Genomic DNA, 16,737 nt, shown 5'->3' with positions numbered 1-16,737 from the left:
GTTAAGACTGTTATCAGGTCAGACCACTTTGCGCGTCAGCATAAAAATTTTACAGGGGAGTGTTATGAGTCAGGCATTACCGCTTATCACCCGACACGGTGACCGCATCGCCATTGTCAGCGGGTTACGCACGCCGTTTGCGCGCCAGGCAACCGCATTTCACGGAGTACCGGCAGTCGATCTGGGGAAAATGGTAGTGGGTGAAATGCTGGCTCGCAGCGAAATACCCCCCGAGGTCATTGAACAGTTGGTTTTCGGCCAGGTCGTTCAGATGCCGGAAGCGCCCAATATCGCGCGCGAAATCGTTCTTGGAACGGGCATGAACGTGCATACCGATGCCTACAGCGTCAGCCGCGCCTGTGCGACCAGCTTCCAGGCGGTCGCCAACGTCGCGGAAAGCCTGATGGCGGGCACCATTCGAGCCGGGATTGCCGGCGGCGCGGATTCATCTTCAGTCCTGCCGATTGGCGTGAGTAAAAAGCTGGCGCGGATCCTGGTAGATGCCAACAAGGCGCGCACTGCCGGACAGAAACTCAAACTTTTCTCGCGTTTACGGTTACGTGATCTCATGCCGGTTCCCCCCGCCGTAGCGGAGTATTCCACCGGGCTGCGCATGGGCGACACCGCCGAACAGATGGCGAAAACCTACGGCATCACGCGTGAGCAACAGGATGCGCTGGCGCACCGCTCGCACCAGCTCGCCGCAAAAGCCTGGGCAGAAGGCAAGCTGGCCGATGAGGTCATGGCGGCCTATACGCCACCTTACCGCGAGCCGCTGGTGGAAGATAACAACATCCGTGGGGCCTCGACGTTGGCGGATTACGCAAAATTACGCCCGGCGTTTGATCGCAAGCACGGCACCGTCACGGCCGCCAACAGTACGCCCCTAACTGACGGTGCTGCGGCGGTGATTCTGATGACGGAGTCCCGCGCCAAAGAGCTGGGACTTACCCCGTTGGGATATTTACGCAGCTATGCGTTCACGGCCATCGATGTCTGGCAGGACATGCTGCTAGGCCCCGCCTGGTCAACGCCGCTGGCGCTGGAACGCGCCGGGCTGTCGCTCTCTGATTTAACCCTGATCGATATGCACGAAGCCTTTGCAGCCCAAACCCTGGCAAATCTCCAGTTGCTGGCAAGCGAACGTTTTGCCCGCGATGTGCTTGGCCGCACGCATGCGACCGGCGAGGTGGATCAGAGCAAGTTTAACGTTCTCGGCGGCTCCATCGCCTACGGCCATCCGTTTGCGGCGACGGGCGCGCGAATGATCACGCAAACGTTACATGAGCTACGCCGCCGTGGCGGTGGGTTTGGTCTGGTGACCGCCTGCGCGGCGGGCGGTCTGGGTGCGGCAATGGTTCTGGAGGCGGAATAATGGACACGACATCTGCATTTAATCTGGTTGTACGCCTCGATAACGTCGCTGTCATCACCATCGATGTGCCTGATGAAAAGATGAATACCCTGAAGGCAGAGTTTGGCGTTCAGGTGCGCGAGATGCTAAAGCACGTTCGCGAGAACAAAGCCCTGCGCGGCCTGGTTTTTATCTCGGCCAAGCCGGATAATTTTATCGCCGGAGCGGATATCAACATGATTGCCCGCGCGCAAAGCGCTCAGGAAGCCGAAGCTCTGGCGCGTCAGGGGCAGCAGGTGATGGCAGAAATTCATGCGCTGCCGATCCCCGTCATTGCGGCGATCCACGGCGCGTGCCTGGGCGGCGGGCTGGAGCTGGCGTTAGCCTGTCATAGCCGCATTTGTACCGACGATGCGAAAACCGTGCTGGGCCTGCCTGAAGTGCAACTTGGGCTGCTGCCAGGCTCCGGCGGAACGCAGCGCCTGCCGCGTCTGGTGGGGGTAAGCACCGCGCTGGAGATGATCCTCACCGGGAAACAGCTTCGCGCCCGCCAGGCGCTGAAAGCCGGCCTGGTGGATGAGGTGGTCCCGCAGGCAATCTTGCTCGAGGCCGCCGTTGAACGCGCGCTAAAAGGACGACAGGCAAAACGTCCCCTGCCGGTGCGCGAGCGCATTCTGGCCGGGCCGCTGGGGCGTGCGGTGCTGTTCAAACTGGCAGGCAAGAAAACCGAGCAAAAAACACGAGGTAATTATCCGGCGGCGAAGCGGATCCTGGAGGTGATTGAAACCGGGTTATCGCAAGGTGCCAGCAGCGGTTATGCCGTCGAAGCAAAAGCCTTTGGCGAGCTGGCGATGACGCCGCAATCTCAGGCGCTGCGCAATATTTTCTTTGCCAGCACGGAGGTAAAAAAAGATCCCGGTAGCGATGCGGCACCCGCGCCGCTGCAGGCGGTTGGCGTGCTGGGGGGCGGGCTGATGGGGGGCGGCATTGCGTTTGTCACCGCCAGTAAAGGCAAATTGCCCGTACGTATCAAAGACATCAATGCGAAGGGGATAAACCACGCGCTGCAGTACAGCTGGCAGAACCTTGATCGCAAGGTCAAACGCCGCCATATCAAGGCGAGCGAGCGGGATAAAACCCTGGCGATGATTACGGGCACCACGGACTACAGCGGCTTCAGGCATCGCGATCTGGTGATTGAGGCCGTGTTTGAAGACCTGGCGCTCAAACAGCAAATGGTTGCGGATGTCGAGGCGCACTGTGCGCCGCACACCATTTTTGCGTCGAACACCTCATCCATCCCGATTGGGGAGATTGCGGCCAACGCCGCACGTCCTGAGCAGGTGATTGGGCTGCACTTCTTTAGCCCTGTCGAAAAAATGCCGCTGGTGGAAGTCATCCCGCACACCAACACCAGCCCGCAAACGGTCGCTACGGTGGTGAAGCTGGCGAAAAAGCAGGGTAAAACGCCCATTGTGGTAGCGGATAAAGCGGGCTTCTACGTCAACCGTATCCTGGCACCGTATATCAATGAAGCGATGCGGCTGCTGACGGAGGGTGAAAAGATCGAACACGTCGACGAGGCGCTGGTTACCTTTGGCTTCCCCGTTGGTCCAATCCAACTTTTGGATGAGGTAGGAATCGACACCGGCACTAAAATTATACCTGTACTGGAAGCCGCTTACGGCGATCGGTTTAGCCCGCCTGCAAACATTGTTTCTGCAATTTTGAAGGACGATCGCAAAGGCAGAAAAAATGAACGCGGTTTCTATCTTTACGCTGCAAAAGGGCGTAAAAGCAAGAAACAGGTCGACCCTTCAGTTTATGGGCTCATTACGACCACAGGGCAGGGAAGACTGTCGGCGGCTCAGTGTGCTGAACGCTGCGTCATGATGATGCTTAACGAGGCGGCGCGCTGCTTCGGTGAGCAGGTTGTCAAAAGCGCACGCGATGGCGACATCGGTGCCGTATTTGGTATAGGTTTCCCGCCCTTCCTTGGCGGCCCGTTCCGGTACATGGATACCCTCGGTGCGGGTGAAGTAGTTGCAATTCTGCAACGTCTTGCCTCGCAGTATGGTCCGCGCTTTACACCGTGTGACGAATTATTGCAGATGGCGGAGCGGGGCCAGACATTTTGGCCTGCAAGAGAAACTGTCCTCGTAAGTTGAGGTCAAAGAAGGGTAAATCCTGTGGTGAATGAACCTGTTCTGGCGAAGTTGTAAACAGAGATTGACTATACTTACGCCAATGAGGTAAAAAACGGCGTTTCATTCACCGAATGGATCAGGCACAATGCCCGGCCATCGGGTTTTCTACCTCAAAGATGTTAGCGCAGGTAGTTAACGCTGGTGATCCTGGTTAACAAAAGCGGTGCAATATGCAAGTTTTTATCATGCGTCACGGCGACGCGGCACTCGATGCCGCCAGTGACTCAGTACGTCCTTTGACTCTCTGTGGCTGCGACGAATCTCGTCAGATGGCTACCTGGCTTAAAGGTCAAAAAGTGGATATCGAACGCGTTCTGGTAAGTCCGTTCCTGCGCGCAGAACAGACGCTGGGGGTGGTGGGGGAGTGTATGAACCTGCCGTCTGAGGTGGATGTGTTGCCCGAGCTTACCCCGTGCGGCGATGTTGGGCTGGTCAGTGCCTACCTTCAGGCGCTGTGCAACGAAGGTGTCGCGTCCGCGCTGGTGATCTCCCACCTGCCGCTGGTCGGCTACCTGGTCTCTGAGTTGTGCCCGGGCGAAACGCCGCCAATGTTCACGACCTCCGCTATTGCCAACGTCACTCTCGACGAAACGGGCAAAGGGGTGTTTAACTGGCAAATGAGTCCATGCAATCTGAAGATGGCAAAAGCTATCTGATGTGACGTGCGATGAGGCGGGGCGCAGCATGCGACGCCCGCCTGACCGTCAGGGCAGCTCCGGTGGCTGCCACTCCTCTACTTCAATCAACACCAGTAATGCTGCATCTCCGCCATACTCTTTCGGTGCCTGGTGAAAAGCCATTACGTGTGGATGTTGAGCCAGCCAAAGCGGCGTTTGTTGCTTCAGGATATGTTTCCCGTGTCCATGCATCACGCATGCGCAGAAAACGTGTTCCCGGCGGCAGGCGGCGATCAACGCCCCGAGTTCCTGCTTCGCCTGCATCTGCGTTAAGCCATGTAAATCCAGAAACAGCTCCGGCGAATAATCCCCGCGACGTAACTTTTTCAGCTCAAAGTGGCTGACGTCTTCACGCACGTACTTCACCGCGCCCTGTGTGTTCAGTAGCGGCTGAAATTCGTCTGAAAAATAGTGGCTGTTATCCGCCTGCTCCTGGAGAAGACGTTTGACCGGAACTTCAGTGACTTTTTTGCGCAGAGGGCGATGGACAATGGTGTCCTGTCTGATTTGACGCGTCCCGGTCATAAGCTGCCGGAAGAGCGTCTGATCCTCCTCGCTGAGCGATGTTTTCTTTTTCATTGGTCCGTCTCATCTCTGATTTCCCACAGTGTACCTGACTAAACGCATTTTTTAACCTCAAGCGGTACGCGTCATTGCTGATTTATCGCCGTCTTCATGGCAAACTAGCCGCCGAAAATTATGCGAGCATGCCCTGGAGGAAAGAGTGGATAAAATTTTTGTCGATGAAGCAGTAAACGAGCTGCATACCATACAGGACATGTTGCGCTGGTCGGTTAGCCGCTTCAGCGCCGCCAATATCTGGTACGGTCACGGCACCGATAACCCGTGGGATGAGGCGGTTCAGCTGGTGCTGCCGTCTCTCTACCTGCCGCTGGATATTCCTGAAGACATGCGTACCGCACGCCTGACCTCCAGCGAAAAGCACCGCATCGTTGAACGCGTGATCCGCCGCGTGAACGAGCGTATTCCGGTAGCCTATCTGACCAACAAAGCCTGGTTCTGTGGTCACGAGTTCTTTGTCGATGAGCGCGTGCTGGTGCCGCGCTCCCCCATTGGCGAGCTGATCAACAACCACTTTGAAGGGCTGATCCAACACCAGCCGCAGCACATTCTGGATATGTGTACCGGCAGCGGCTGCATCGCAATCGCCTGCGCCTATGCCTTCCCGGAGGCGGAAGTAGACGCTGTCGATATCTCCACCGACGCGCTGGCCGTGACCGAGCACAACATTGAAGAGCACGGTCTGATCCATCACGTCACGCCAATCCGCTCTGACCTGTTCCGCGACCTGCCAACCCTGCAGTACGATCTTATCGTCACCAATCCCCCTTACGTGGATGCGGAAGACATGTCCGATCTGCCAAACGAATATCGCCACGAGCCGGAACTCGGCCTGGCGTCAGGTTCTGACGGCCTGAAACTGACGCGTCGCATTCTGGCCTGCGCGCCGGATTACCTGACCGACGACGGCGTTCTGATTTGTGAAGTGGGCAACAGCATGGTACATCTGATAGAGCAGTACCCGGATGTGCCGTTCACCTGGCTTGAGTTCGATAACGGCGGTGACGGCGTCTTTATGCTGACCAAAGCGCAGCTTCTCGACGCGCGCGAATACTTCAGCATTTACAAAGATTAATCCAGCGGGCTTCGGCCCGTTTCACAACGCTCACACACAAATAACGACATCGGAGCCGTGATGGCAGGAAACAGTATTGGACAATTATTCCGCGTGACGACCTTTGGTGAGTCACACGGGCTGGCACTTGGCTGCATTGTTGACGGCGTTCCGCCCGGCATTGAGCTGACCGAAGCCGATTTACAGCACGACCTTGACCGCCGTCGTCCGGGAACCTCTCGCTACACCACGCAGCGTCGCGAGCCTGATAGCGTCAAAATCCTCTCCGGCGTTTTCGAAGGCCGCACCACCGGCACCAGCATTGGCCTGCTGATTGAAAATACCGATCAGCGCTCCCAGGATTACGGCGCCATCAAGGACGTCTTCCGTCCGGGTCACGCTGACTACACCTACGAGCAAAAATATGGCTTTCGCGACTATCGCGGCGGCGGACGCTCTTCAGCACGTGAAACCGCGATGCGCGTCGCGGCAGGGGCCATCGCCAAAAAATACCTGCAGCAGAAATTTGGCATCGTGATCCGTGGCTGTCTGACCCAGATGGGTGACATTCCGCTGGCTATCAACGACTGGGCGCTGGTTGAGCAAAACCCGTTCTTCTGCGCCGATGCCGATAAGCTGGATGCGCTGGATGAGCTGATGCGCGGCCTGAAAAAAGAGGGCGACTCCATTGGGGCGAAAGTTACCGTTGTAGCCGACGGCGTGCCGCCAGGCTGGGGCGAGCCGGTATTTGACCGCCTGGACGCTGACATCGCCCACGCGCTGATGAGCATTAACGCCGTGAAAGGCGTGGAAATCGGCGACGGTTTTGACGTGGTTCAGCTGCGCGGCAGCCAGAATCGCGACGAAATCACCGCACAGGGCTTTCAGAGCAACCACGCGGGGGGCATCCTCGGCGGGATCAGCAGCGGCCAGCAGATTGTCGCCAACATTGCGCTGAAGCCAACCTCGAGTATTACGGTGCCAGGCCATACGATTAACCGCTCTGGCGAAGAAGTTGAGATGATCACTAAAGGACGTCACGATCCTTGCGTGGGGATCCGCGCCGTGCCGATCGCCGAAGCGATGCTGGCGATCGTGCTGATGGATCACTTCCTGCGCCAGCGCGCGCAGAATGCGGATGTGACGACCACACTACCACGCTGGTAAACATGAAAAAAACCGTTGTTGCTCTGCTGGCGCTGCTCGCCAGCGGAGCTAGTCTGGCCGCCACGCCGTGGCAAAAAATCACCCATCCGGTGGCGGGAAGCGCACAGTCGATTGGGGCGTTCTCCAACGGCTGTATCGTGGGGGCGCAGGAACTGCCCTTGCAATCCGATACGTATCAGGTGATGCGTACCGATCAGCGCCGCTACTTTGGTCACCCGGATCTGGTGCTGTTTATCCAGCGTCTGGGAAGTCAGGTGCATAACCTGGGGCTGGGGACGATGCTGATTGGCGATATGGGCATGCCTGCCGGGGGGCGCTTCAACGGCGGGCACGCCAGCCACCAGACCGGACTGGACGTTGATATCTTCCTGCAGCTGCCAAAAACGCGCTGGAGTTCGGCGCAACTGCTGAAGCCGCAGGCGCTGGATCTGGTCGCGCGCGATGGCAAAAGCGTGGTCCCCTCGCTCTGGACGCGCGACGTCTCCAGCATGATCAAGCTGGCGGCGGAAGATAACGACGTGACGCGAATTTTTGTGAACCCGGCCATCAAGCAGCAGCTCTGCCTGGATGCGGGGACGGATCGCGACTGGCTGCGCAAAGTGCGCCCGTGGTTCCAGCATCGTGCGCATATGCACGTTCGTCTGCGCTGCCCGGCGAACAGCCTGGAATGTGAAGATCAGCCGCTGCCGCCGCCTGGCGATGGCTGTGGTTACGAACTGCAAAGCTGGTTCGAGCCAGCTAAGCCTGGAACCTCTAAGCCTGAGAAGAAGACACCGCCTCCGCTGCCGCCTTCCTGCCAGGCGCTACTGGATGAGCATGTACTTTAATGGATAACTTCGTCGATCTGTTTATGGTGTCACCGCTGCTGCTGGTGGTGCTCTTTTTTGTGGCGATGCTGGCCGGTTTTATCGATGCCCTGGCGGGCGGCGGTGGGTTATTAACGGTGCCCGCGCTGCTGGCGGCGGGAATGAGCCCGGCGCAGGCGCTGGCGACCAATAAACTGCAGGCCTGCGGCGGGTCGCTCTCCGCCTCGCTCTATTTTATTCGCCGCAAAGTGGTCAACCTTGCGGATCAAAAGCTCAATATTGCGATGACCTTTATTGGCTCAACCGCAGGTGCACTGCTGGTGCAGCACGTTCAGTCTGACATCTTGCGCCAGATCCTGCCGATTCTGGTTATCTGCATTGGCCTCTATTTTTTGCTGATGCCAAAATTAGGCGAAGAAGACCGCCAGCGTCGGCTGCATGGCATGCCGTTTGCGCTGATTGCCGGCGGCTGCGTAGGGTTTTATGACGGTTTCTTCGGGCCGGGGGCCGGCTCTTTTTACGCGCTGGCGTTTGTTACGCTCGCGGGCTTTAACCTGGCAAAATCCACAGCGCATGCAAAGGTCTTAAACGCCACCTCTAACGTCGGCGGCCTGCTGCTGTTTATTATCGGCGGCAAGGTGATTTGGGCGACCGGTTTTGTGATGATGGTAGGGCAGTTTTTAGGCGCGCGCGCAGGCTCGCGTCTGGTATTAAGCAAAGGGCAGAAGCTCATTCGTCCGATGATCGTGATTGTATCCGCGGTGATGAGCGCCAAACTTCTTTATGACAGCCACGGACAGGAGATCCTCCACTGGTTGGGGATGAACTAATGAACAGTACGCATAATTACGAACAGCTGATCGAGATTTTCGATGGCTGCTTTGCTGAAGATTTTAATACCCGTCTGATTAAAGGCGACGACGAACCGATCTATCTTCCTGCTGATGCTGAGATTCCGTATAACCGGATTGTGTTCGCGCACGGCTTTTATGCCAGCGGGTTGCATGAAATTTCCCACTGGTGCATTGCGGGAAAAGCGCGCCGCGAGCTGGTGGACTTTGGTTACTGGTACTGCCCGGACGGGCGCGACGCCGCAACGCAGGGCAAGTTTGAAGATGTGGAAGTCAAACCCCAGGCGTTCGACTGGCTGTTTTGCGTCGCGGCAGGTTACCCGTTTAACGTCAGCTGTGACAACCTCGAAGGTGACTTCGAACCAGACCGTATTGTGTTCCAGCGCCGCGTTCACGCGCAGGTGATGGACTACCTTGAAAACGGCATTCCGGAACGTCCGGCGCGCTTTATCAAGGCTTTACAGAATTATTACCACACGCCGGAGATCACGGCGGACTGCTTCCCGTGGCCGGAAGATATTTAACAGAGGAAAGAAGATGATCGCAGAATTTGAATCACGCATTCTGGCGTTAATTGATGACATGGTGGAACACGCCAGCGATGATGAGCTGTTCGCCAGCGGTTATCTGCGTGGTCACCTGACGCTGGCCGTTGCCGAGCTGGAAGCTGGGGACGATCACTCCGCCGAGGCGGTGCATGATGAAGTCACCCGCAGCCTGGAGAAAGCGATTCAGGCCGGGGAACTCTCCCCACGCGATCAGTCTCTGGTATTAGGCATGTGGGACAATTTGTTCCAGAAAGCCAGCCTGACATCATAAGTTAGCGTTCGGATAGGCAGGCCGGGCAAGCATATGCGCCGCCCGGCGTGAAAACGGCTCTTCTGCCTGATGCCCGGTGGCGCTGCGCTTACCGGGCCTACGATTTGACCATTTTCCCCTTCAGCAGTTTGCGCACCCATAACCGGTTCGGGTTCAGCCCTGCCAGCGTTGTTCTGTCCAGCGGCAGTGGCTCATCGCTCATTTGCGCAGCCAGCACTTCAGCCAGCAGCGGGGCAGAACATAATCCCCGCGACCCCAGCCCGCCCAGCATGAAGAGTTCCGGATACACCGGCGCGCGTGCCGCCGAATCGCGGTTGTCCGCAAGATCCTGATAAACCTCAAGCGTTGCGTCATAGTCCGGCACGTTCCCGGCCATCGGCAGGTGATCGCGCGTCGCGCAGCGTACGCCGCAGCGTGCATCACCCGCGCTGACGTCAACCTCTTTTGCCCACGTTGCCTGTGGGAAGCAGTCGATCAGCCGCTGACGATTTTGCTGCTGATCCTCTTCGCTGTAGTGCATGTCGGTTTGACCGCGATGGTAGCTGGCCCCGATACAGTGCTGCCCGTTAGACGGGTTTTGTGGGGTCAGATAGCCGTCGTAACAGAGCACGTGACGCAGTTTAGCCAGCTCCGCCGTCGCGGGGATGTGGCTCACCTGTCCCCCGACCGGATAGACCGGCAGCGTTTCCGTCTGCACAAACTGGCTGATGTGATGGCCGTTAGCCAGCACTACGCTGGCATGCTGCGCCTGCTTGCCATCGTCAAAACGCACCTCCCAGTGCGTATTCCGGCTGAGCGACTCAACCTTATGGCCGTAATGCACCGTCAGGCCGCGTGACTGCGCGAGGGACAGCGCCGCTGCGGTCAGTTCGGCAGGGCACAGCCAGCCCCCGGACGGGTAGTGGATACCGTCACAGCCTGTCTCAATGCCAGCTTCGTCGGCAATGCGCTGCGCGTCTATCGCGTGGGCGATCGCATCCGGCAGGCCCAGCGACAGCATTTGCGTGATTTTTTGCTGGCTCTTTTCATCCCAGCCGAGTTGCGTGACGCCGCACCAGTCGTGGTCGAACGCCACGGGAAGCAGGTCATACAGGCGACGGGCAAAGGTGAACGCCGCCGGGAAAAACCGGAACAGTGCCGGATCGTGCGAACTCAGCAGGGGATAGAGTGCGCCCTGACGGTTGCCGGATGCCCCCGCCGCGGGCGCGCTGTCAGCGCAGTAGAGCGTCACCTGCCAGCCGCGATGGAGCAACGCGAGCGAAAGCAGGGCGCTGGCAATGCCGCCGCCGATGATGGCGGCTTCGCGCGATGCGCTGGGGCTGCGGGCAAACCACGGCGTCTGTGCGGGAAACGTCAGTGTGTGTTCCATCTCGCCGACCAGCATGTCGCGCTTGCGGCCAAACCCTTTGGTTTTGCGCATGGTGAAACCCGCTTCCTGCAAGCCACGGCGGACAAAACCGGCGGAGGTGAAGGTGGCAAGCGTTGCCCCGGGGCGGGCCAGCCGCGCCATGGCGGAAAACAGATGCGGCGTCCACATATCCGGGTTTTTGGCTGGAGCAAAACCGTCCAGGAACCAGGCGTCTACCTGCTGATTCATCGAGTCATCGAGGCTATCGGTAAGCGTATTGATATCCCCCAGCCATAAGTCGAGGGTAACGCGCCCACCGTCCAGCAGCAGACGATGGCATCCGCCAATTGCCGGTGGCCACTGGGCCTGAAGCTGTTCTGCCCACGGCGCGAGTTCCGGCCAGTGCTGATGCGCCAGGGCAAGATCGCCTGCGGTAAGCGGAAATTTTTCGAAACTGATGAAATGTAATCTTTGGAGCGTAGCCTCTGGGTGGGCGGCGCGGAAACGATCAAAGGCCTGCCAGAGCGTCAGGAAGTTGAGCCCGGTACCAAACCCGCTCTCTGCCACCACAAAAAGATTACGCGGGTGACGCGGAAAACGGCTGCTGAGATGATTTCCTTCGAGGAAAACATAACGGGTTTCTTCAAGTCCGTTATCATTAGAAAAATAGACGTCACCAAAATCTCGGGAAACAGGTGTACCCTCAGCGTTAAATTCGAGGTTGGCGGGTTGTATAGCGTTTTGTTTCACGTAAGTTACTCGTCTGACAGGCAGTGGCACGATCTTAACGATGTGTGTCCATTGGTGCAAATTTCCGCAGAAATTGGCTGATCGGACTTGTTCGGCGTACAAGTGTACGCTATTGTGCGACTCGAAACTTATTATAGTGCGACTGACAGAGGTATTGAATGAAACGTGCAGTGATTACTGGCCTGGGCATCGTTTCCAGCATCGGTAATAACCAGCAGGAAGTCCTGGCATCTCTGCGTGAAGGACGCTCCGGGATCACTTTCTCTGAAGAGTTTAAAGATTCGGGAATGCGTAGCCACGTATGGGGTAACGTCAAACTGGACACCACCGGTTTGATTGACCGTAAAGTGGTTCGTTTCATGAACGATGCCTCTATCTACGCCTATCTGTCCATGCAGGAAGCGATTGCTGATGCTGGTCTGAGCGAAGACGTTTACCAGAACAACCCGCGCGTTGGCCTGATCGCCGGCTCCGGCGGTTCGTCTAAAGCTCAGGTGTTCGGTGCCGATGCCATGCGTAGTCCACGTGGGCTGAAAGCGGTGGGTCCTTACGTTGTGACCAAAGCGATGGGCTCAGCGGTTTCCGCCTGCCTCGCAACGCCGTTCAAAATCCACGGCGTGAACTACTCCATCAGCTCCGCCTGTGCGACCTCCGCACACTGTATCGGTAACGCGGTTGAGCAGATCCAGCTGGGTAAACAGGATATCGTGTTTGCAGGTGGCGGCGAAGAGCTGGGCTGGGAAATGGCCTGCGAATTCGACGCGATGGGCGCACTGTCCACCAAATATAACGAAACCCCGGAAAAAGCGTCTCGTACCTACGACGCGCACCGTGACGGTTTCGTTATCGCTGGCGGCGGCGGTATGGTTGTGGTTGAGGAGCTGGAACACGCTCTGGCACGTGGTGCCCACATCTATGCTGAAATCGTTGGCTACGGCGCAACGTCCGACGGCGCAGACATGGTTGCACCATCCGGTGAAGGCGCGGTGCGCTGCATGAAGATGGCGATGCACGGCGTTGATACGCCAATTGACTACCTGAACTCCCACGGTACCTCCACCCCGGTTGGTGACGTGAAAGAGCTCGGTGCAATCCGTGAAGTGTTCGCTGATAAGAGCCCGGCGATCTCTGCGACCAAAGCCATGACCGGTCACTCTCTGGGTGCTGCAGGCGTGCAGGAAGCTATCTACTCCCTGCTGATGCTGGAGCACGGCTTTATTGCGCCAAGCATTAACGTTGAAGTGCTGGACGAACAGGCTGAAGGCCTGAACATCGTGACTAAGCCAACCGATGCGACGCTGACAACCGTTATGTCCAACAGCTTCGGCTTCGGCGGTACTAACGCCACGCTTGTGATGCGTAAGCTGAAAGACTGAGTTTGACGCAGCGGTAAAAAGGAGCCTACAGGCTCCTTTTTTTATGCATTGACAAGCAGTTGAACGGGCAGGCAAAATCCACACCTCAACATTATCCTCACGATAATGCGTAAGCGTTTAACGTCAACCAACGCACCTTAATCCTGATAATCAGGTAGAGGGGGCGTGGCATTTCCCCGCCTTACTCTTCATTCTGGAGTAAAGCATGACTGCAGCAACCCAAACAGAAACATCCTCTTCAGCGAACGTCTCGCTGTTTCGTATCGCATTTGCGGTATTCCTGACCTACATGACCGTTGGCCTGCCGCTGCCGGTGATCCCGCTGTTTGTTCACCAGGAGCTGGGCTATGGCAACACCATGGTCGGCATCGCCGTGGGTATTCAGTTTTTAGCGACAGTACTCACCCGTGGCTACGCCGGACGCCTGGCCGACCAGCATGGCGCAAAGCGCTCGGCGCTGCAGGGGATGTTTGCCTGCGCCCTGGCGGGCGGTGCCTGGCTACTGGCGGCGCTTCTGCCGGTGGAACCGACGTACAAATTTGCGCTGCTGGTCGTCGGGCGTTTGATTCTGGGCTTTGGCGAAAGCCAGCTGCTGACCGGCACCCTGACCTGGGGGATGGGGCTGGTTGGCCCTGCGCGTTCGGGTAAAGTGATGTCCTGGAATGGCATGGCCATTTACGGCGCACTTGCCGCAGGCGCACCGTTGGGCCTGCTGATCCACAGTCAGTTTGGTTTTGCCGCGCTGGCGGCCACCACTATGGCGCTGCCGCTGTTAGCCTGGGCGTTTAACGGTTCGGTGCGCAAAGTGCCGGCGCATAAAGGTGAACGTCCCTCCCTGTGGAGCGTGGTGGGGCAAATCTGGCAGCCGGGCCTTGGGCTGGCGCTGCAGGGCGTAGGGTTCGCCGTGATCGGCACGTTTGTTTCACTGTACTTTATGAGCCGCGGCTGGGCGATGGCGGGCTTTACCCTCACCGCATTTGGCGGCGCGTTTGTCCTGATGCGTGTGCTGTTTGGCTGGATGCCGGATCGCTTCGGCGGCGTGAAGGTCGCCGTGGCGTCGCTGGTGATCGAGACTGTCGGTCTGGTGCTGCTCTGGCAGGCACCCACCGCGTCCGTTGCGTTACTGGGGGCCGCGTTAACCGGTTGCGGCTGTTCGCTGATCTTCCCGGCGCTGGGCGTTGAAGTCGTGAAACGCGTTGCGCCGCAGGTACGCGGCACGGCGCTCGGCGGCTACGCGGCGTTTCAGGATATCTCTTATGGCGTGACCGGGCCGCTGGCGGGGCTGTTAGCCACGTCGTTTGGCTATCCGTCGGTGTTCCTGGCGGGGGCAATTTCGGCAGTTGTCGGGATTGTGGTGACACTCCTGGCATTTCGTCGGGAGTAAGTTTTGCCCGGTGGCGCTGCGCTAACCCGGCCTGCAATGTCTGCCATTACAGGCCGGGTAAGGCGAAACCGCCACCCGGTGGGGATTACACGACGAGCCAGAAAAGCGCCAGCGCAATCATCAACGCGACAAACATCAGCCCGGGGCGGGCAGAGAGATGTTTAAACGTGTCCACCACCGGGGCAAACAGCGGGCTGAAAATGGGCTGGATATTGCGCGCTTCCGGTACGCCGCTTTCGCGCTCGGCGCGGCGCGTGAATACCTGATTAAGTAAATCCTGAACCTGCGCGGTCGTCAGCACCGTCTGCGGCGTGGCCTGCCAGGTTTGCTGGGCGTAATCGCGAAGCGCTTCAAACTCGCGCGGCTCAAGCGGCTGTTTCAGTGCCGCCTGCAGCGTGTGCAGCGTCGGGGTCGCCTGGGTACTGAGCGTCTGGCGCGCCTGCAGCCAGGTCACCAGGTTGGTAAACTGCTTAGCCGGGATCAGCTCGCCGGTTTTGACACCCGATAACTCCAGCATCGATTGCCAGATAAGCTTCGTGGGTTCACCGGTGGCAGCGGCAAGCCGGGCCACCATCTGCTTCAGGGTGTTATGTTCCGCTGGCTGCAACGGGCGCTCGGTGGCTGGGCGCTGTTGCGGTTGCGGAATGGAAAGCTGATTGTTCTGCAGCAGCGTAAGAACCGTTTTCAACTGGTCTGGCGTGAGCTGACTCAGCGCGGTTTGACCGAACTGTTGACGAATAAAATCACTCACCGCCTGGCGGTTATTGCCCTGGCCCAGCAGCTCGGTTAACTGCGAGACCGTCTGGCGGGTGGCGTGATTCTGCTGCGCAACCGTAATACGCTGATTCAGGTTCTGCTCGGCAGCCGGAAAATGGCGCGATTGCAGCGGCGCATCGTTCCTGACGCCTAAATCATGCTTAACCCCTGCCCACACTTCAGCGTTCTGCTGTGAGGTCAGCGCGATCAGACGCGTAATCAAACGCTCCAGCACGGTGCGCTGTTGCGTTGAGAGCGGCTGTTCGCCTGCGACATTGGGCATTGCGGGGCCTTCACCCGGAGGGCGAGGCGGCGAACCTGAAATGGGCTGCATCGTCAAAATCCTTAAAGTCAAAACTCTGCCTAAACCGGGCAGACATATATGCCCGGCGGCGAGATTATGGCACACTTGGCAGGTTTTCTTCCTCTCAAACAGGTACTCAGACGTGAAAATCCTCGTTGATGAAAATATGCCTTACGCCCGTGAGCTGTTCAGCCGCCTGGGTGATGTTAAGGCTGTTCCTGGTCGCCCGATCCCGGTAAACGAGCTGGAGGATGCCGACGCCCTGATGGTGCGCTCGGTAACCAAAGTAAATGAGGCGTTGCTTGCCGGCAAAGCGATTAAATTTGTCGGGACGGCAACGGCCGGCACCGATCATGTGGATGACGCATGGCTCAACCAGGCGGGCATTGGCTTTTCCGCCGCGCCCGGCTGTAACGCCATCGCCGTGGTGGAATACGTCTTCTCCTCACTGCTGATGCTGGCAGAGCGCGACGGCTTCGCGTTGAAAGACCGTACCGTCGGCATTGTCGGCGTGGGCAACGTCGGGGGGCGCCTGCAAAAACGCCTCGAAGCCTTAGGCATTCGGACCCTGCTGTGTGACCCGCCTCGTAAGGATAATGGCGATGAAGGGGATTTCCGCACGCTGGACGAGCTGGTTGAGGCCTGCGACGTCATCACCTTCCACACGCCGCTCTTTAAAACGGGGCCGTATACCTCTCTGCACCTGGCGGACGAGGCGCTGATCCGCCGTCTCAAGCCTGGCACTATTCTGATTAACGCCTGCCGTGGTCCGGTGGTTGATAACGCCGCGCTGCTGAAATGTCTGGAAGAGGGGCAGGATCTGAGCGTGGTGCTGGATGTCTGGGAGCCTGAGCCAGACCTGAACGTCAGTCTGCTGAATAAATCAGACGTTGCCACCGCGCATATCGCGGGCTATACCCTTGAAGGTAAAGCGCGGGGTACCACTCAGGTCTTTGAGGCCTACAGCGCCTTTATCGGCCATCCGCAGCAGGTTGCACTGGATACTTTGCTGCCCGCGCCCGAGTTTGGGCGTATTACCCTCCACGGCCCGCTTGATGAGCCAACGCTGAAAAGGCTGGTGCATTTGGTGTATGATGTGCGCCGCGATGACGCGCTGCTGCGTAAGGTGGCAGGGATCCCGGGTGAATTTGACGCGCTGCGTAAAAATTATGTTGAGCGTCGCGAATGGTCTTCCCTGTATGTGATTTGCGATGATGCTTCAGCGGCGACGCTGCTGCACGCACTGGGTTTTAACGCGGTTCATCACCCGGCGCGTTAATGTCTTCTTCATGCTCCCTGTTG

At 58.2% G+C, this 16,737-nt stretch carries 15 protein-coding genes; 12 read left to right on the top strand and 3 right to left on the bottom strand.

Features of this window, described 5'->3' with window-relative positions; genetic code table 11:
* Nucleotides 1–64: 64 nt before the first annotated feature.
* The 3 genes from fadI to sixA all read left to right on the top strand — a co-directional run bounded on the left by fadI (nucleotide 65) and on the right by sixA (nucleotide 4,217).
* Entirely contained in the window at nucleotides 65–1,375 is a 1,311-nt protein-coding gene (gene fadI, locus FFS28_RS09950; RefSeq protein ID WP_006176569.1) for an acetyl-CoA C-acyltransferase FadI, read from the top strand.
* Complete coding sequence (gene fadJ, locus FFS28_RS09945; RefSeq protein ID WP_137849450.1) at nucleotides 1,375–3,522, top strand: fatty acid oxidation complex subunit alpha FadJ; 2,148 nt, start codon at nucleotides 1,375–1,377, stop codon at nucleotides 3,520–3,522. Before fadI ends, fadJ begins: the two co-directional genes overlap by 1 nt.
* 209 nt (nucleotides 3,523–3,731) lie before the next feature.
* Nucleotides 3,732–4,217: a phosphohistidine phosphatase SixA gene (sixA, locus tag FFS28_RS09940; protein ID WP_006176567.1), complete on the top strand. Its 486-nt coding sequence runs from the start codon at nucleotides 3,732–3,734 to the stop codon at nucleotides 4,215–4,217.
* A gap of 48 nt (nucleotides 4,218–4,265) precedes the next feature.
* On the opposite strand, the gene smrB is transcribed toward sixA, so the two are convergent.
* Entirely contained in the window at nucleotides 4,266–4,817 is a 552-nt protein-coding gene (gene smrB / locus FFS28_RS09935) for an endonuclease SmrB (protein ID WP_006176566.1), read from the bottom strand.
* Nucleotides 4,818–4,962: 145 nt separating this feature from the next.
* Between smrB and prmB the strand changes: the two genes are divergently transcribed.
* The 6 genes from prmB to FFS28_RS09905 are packed head-to-tail and all read left to right on the top strand — an operon-like array spanning nucleotide 4,963 to nucleotide 9,517.
* A complete protein-coding gene (gene prmB, locus FFS28_RS09930) occupies nucleotides 4,963–5,895 on the top strand; it encodes a 50S ribosomal protein L3 N(5)-glutamine methyltransferase (RefSeq protein WP_006176565.1) in 933 nt (310 codons plus the stop codon).
* A gap of 60 nt (nucleotides 5,896–5,955) precedes the next feature.
* Nucleotides 5,956–7,041, top strand: coding sequence for a chorismate synthase (gene aroC / locus FFS28_RS09925; protein ID WP_058609895.1), 1,086 nt, complete (start codon nucleotides 5,956–5,958; stop codon nucleotides 7,039–7,041).
* A gap of 2 nt (nucleotides 7,042–7,043) precedes the next feature.
* Nucleotides 7,044–7,868, top strand: a complete 825-nt coding sequence (gene mepA, locus FFS28_RS09920; protein WP_088207988.1) for a penicillin-insensitive murein endopeptidase — start codon at nucleotides 7,044–7,046, stop codon at nucleotides 7,866–7,868.
* Nucleotides 7,868–8,677: a sulfite exporter TauE/SafE family protein gene (locus FFS28_RS09915; protein ID WP_137849449.1), complete on the top strand. Its 810-nt coding sequence runs from the start codon at nucleotides 7,868–7,870 to the stop codon at nucleotides 8,675–8,677. Before mepA ends, FFS28_RS09915 begins: the two co-directional genes overlap by 1 nt.
* Nucleotides 8,677–9,222: an elongation factor P hydroxylase gene (locus tag FFS28_RS09910; protein ID WP_088207989.1), complete on the top strand. Its 546-nt coding sequence runs from the start codon at nucleotides 8,677–8,679 to the stop codon at nucleotides 9,220–9,222. Before FFS28_RS09915 ends, FFS28_RS09910 begins: the two co-directional genes overlap by 1 nt.
* Nucleotides 9,223–9,235: 13 nt before the next feature.
* On the top strand, nucleotides 9,236–9,517 hold the full coding sequence (locus FFS28_RS09905; RefSeq protein ID WP_006176560.1) for a YfcL family protein: 282 nt from the start codon (nucleotides 9,236–9,238) through the stop codon (nucleotides 9,515–9,517).
* A 97-nt stretch (nucleotides 9,518–9,614) separates the two neighbouring features.
* Here the strand turns inward: FFS28_RS09905 and mnmC are convergent, their stop codons facing one another.
* Nucleotides 9,615–11,615 (bottom strand): bifunctional tRNA (5-methylaminomethyl-2-thiouridine)(34)-methyltransferase MnmC2/FAD-dependent 5-carboxymethylaminomethyl-2-thiouridine(34) oxidoreductase MnmC1, encoded by a 2,001-nt coding sequence (gene mnmC / locus FFS28_RS09900; protein ID WP_137849448.1) that lies wholly within the window; start codon nucleotides 11,613–11,615, stop codon nucleotides 9,615–9,617.
* Nucleotides 11,616–11,773: 158 nt separating this feature from the next.
* Here mnmC and fabB point away from each other — a divergent pair, with 158 nt between their 5' ends.
* Nucleotides 11,774–12,991 (top strand): beta-ketoacyl-ACP synthase I, encoded by a 1,218-nt coding sequence (fabB, locus tag FFS28_RS09895; protein WP_137849447.1) that lies wholly within the window; start codon nucleotides 11,774–11,776, stop codon nucleotides 12,989–12,991.
* Between the two features lie 205 nt (nucleotides 12,992–13,196).
* Nucleotides 13,197–14,375 (top strand): MFS transporter, encoded by a 1,179-nt coding sequence (locus FFS28_RS09890; RefSeq protein ID WP_137849446.1) that lies wholly within the window; start codon nucleotides 13,197–13,199, stop codon nucleotides 14,373–14,375.
* 85 nt (nucleotides 14,376–14,460) lie between these two features.
* Here FFS28_RS09890 and flk read toward each other — a convergent pair whose 3' ends face one another.
* Nucleotides 14,461–15,465 (bottom strand): flagella biosynthesis regulator Flk, encoded by a 1,005-nt coding sequence (gene flk, locus FFS28_RS09885; RefSeq protein WP_137849445.1) that lies wholly within the window; start codon nucleotides 15,463–15,465, stop codon nucleotides 14,461–14,463.
* A 112-nt stretch (nucleotides 15,466–15,577) separates the two neighbouring features.
* Between flk and pdxB the strand changes: the two genes are divergently transcribed.
* A complete protein-coding gene (gene pdxB / locus FFS28_RS09880; RefSeq protein WP_088207992.1) occupies nucleotides 15,578–16,714 on the top strand; it encodes a 4-phosphoerythronate dehydrogenase PdxB in 1,137 nt (378 codons plus the stop codon).
* Nucleotides 16,715–16,737 lie beyond the last annotated feature (23 nt).

Origin of the sequence: Enterobacter sp. 2VL (assembly GCF_005503595.1) — a bacterium.
GTDB classification, from domain to species: Bacteria; Pseudomonadota; Gammaproteobacteria; order Enterobacterales; family Enterobacteriaceae; genus Enterobacter; species Enterobacter cancerogenus.
Note: the sequence above shows the minus strand (reverse complement) of the source record. Positions and strands in the feature narration are given on the sequence as shown.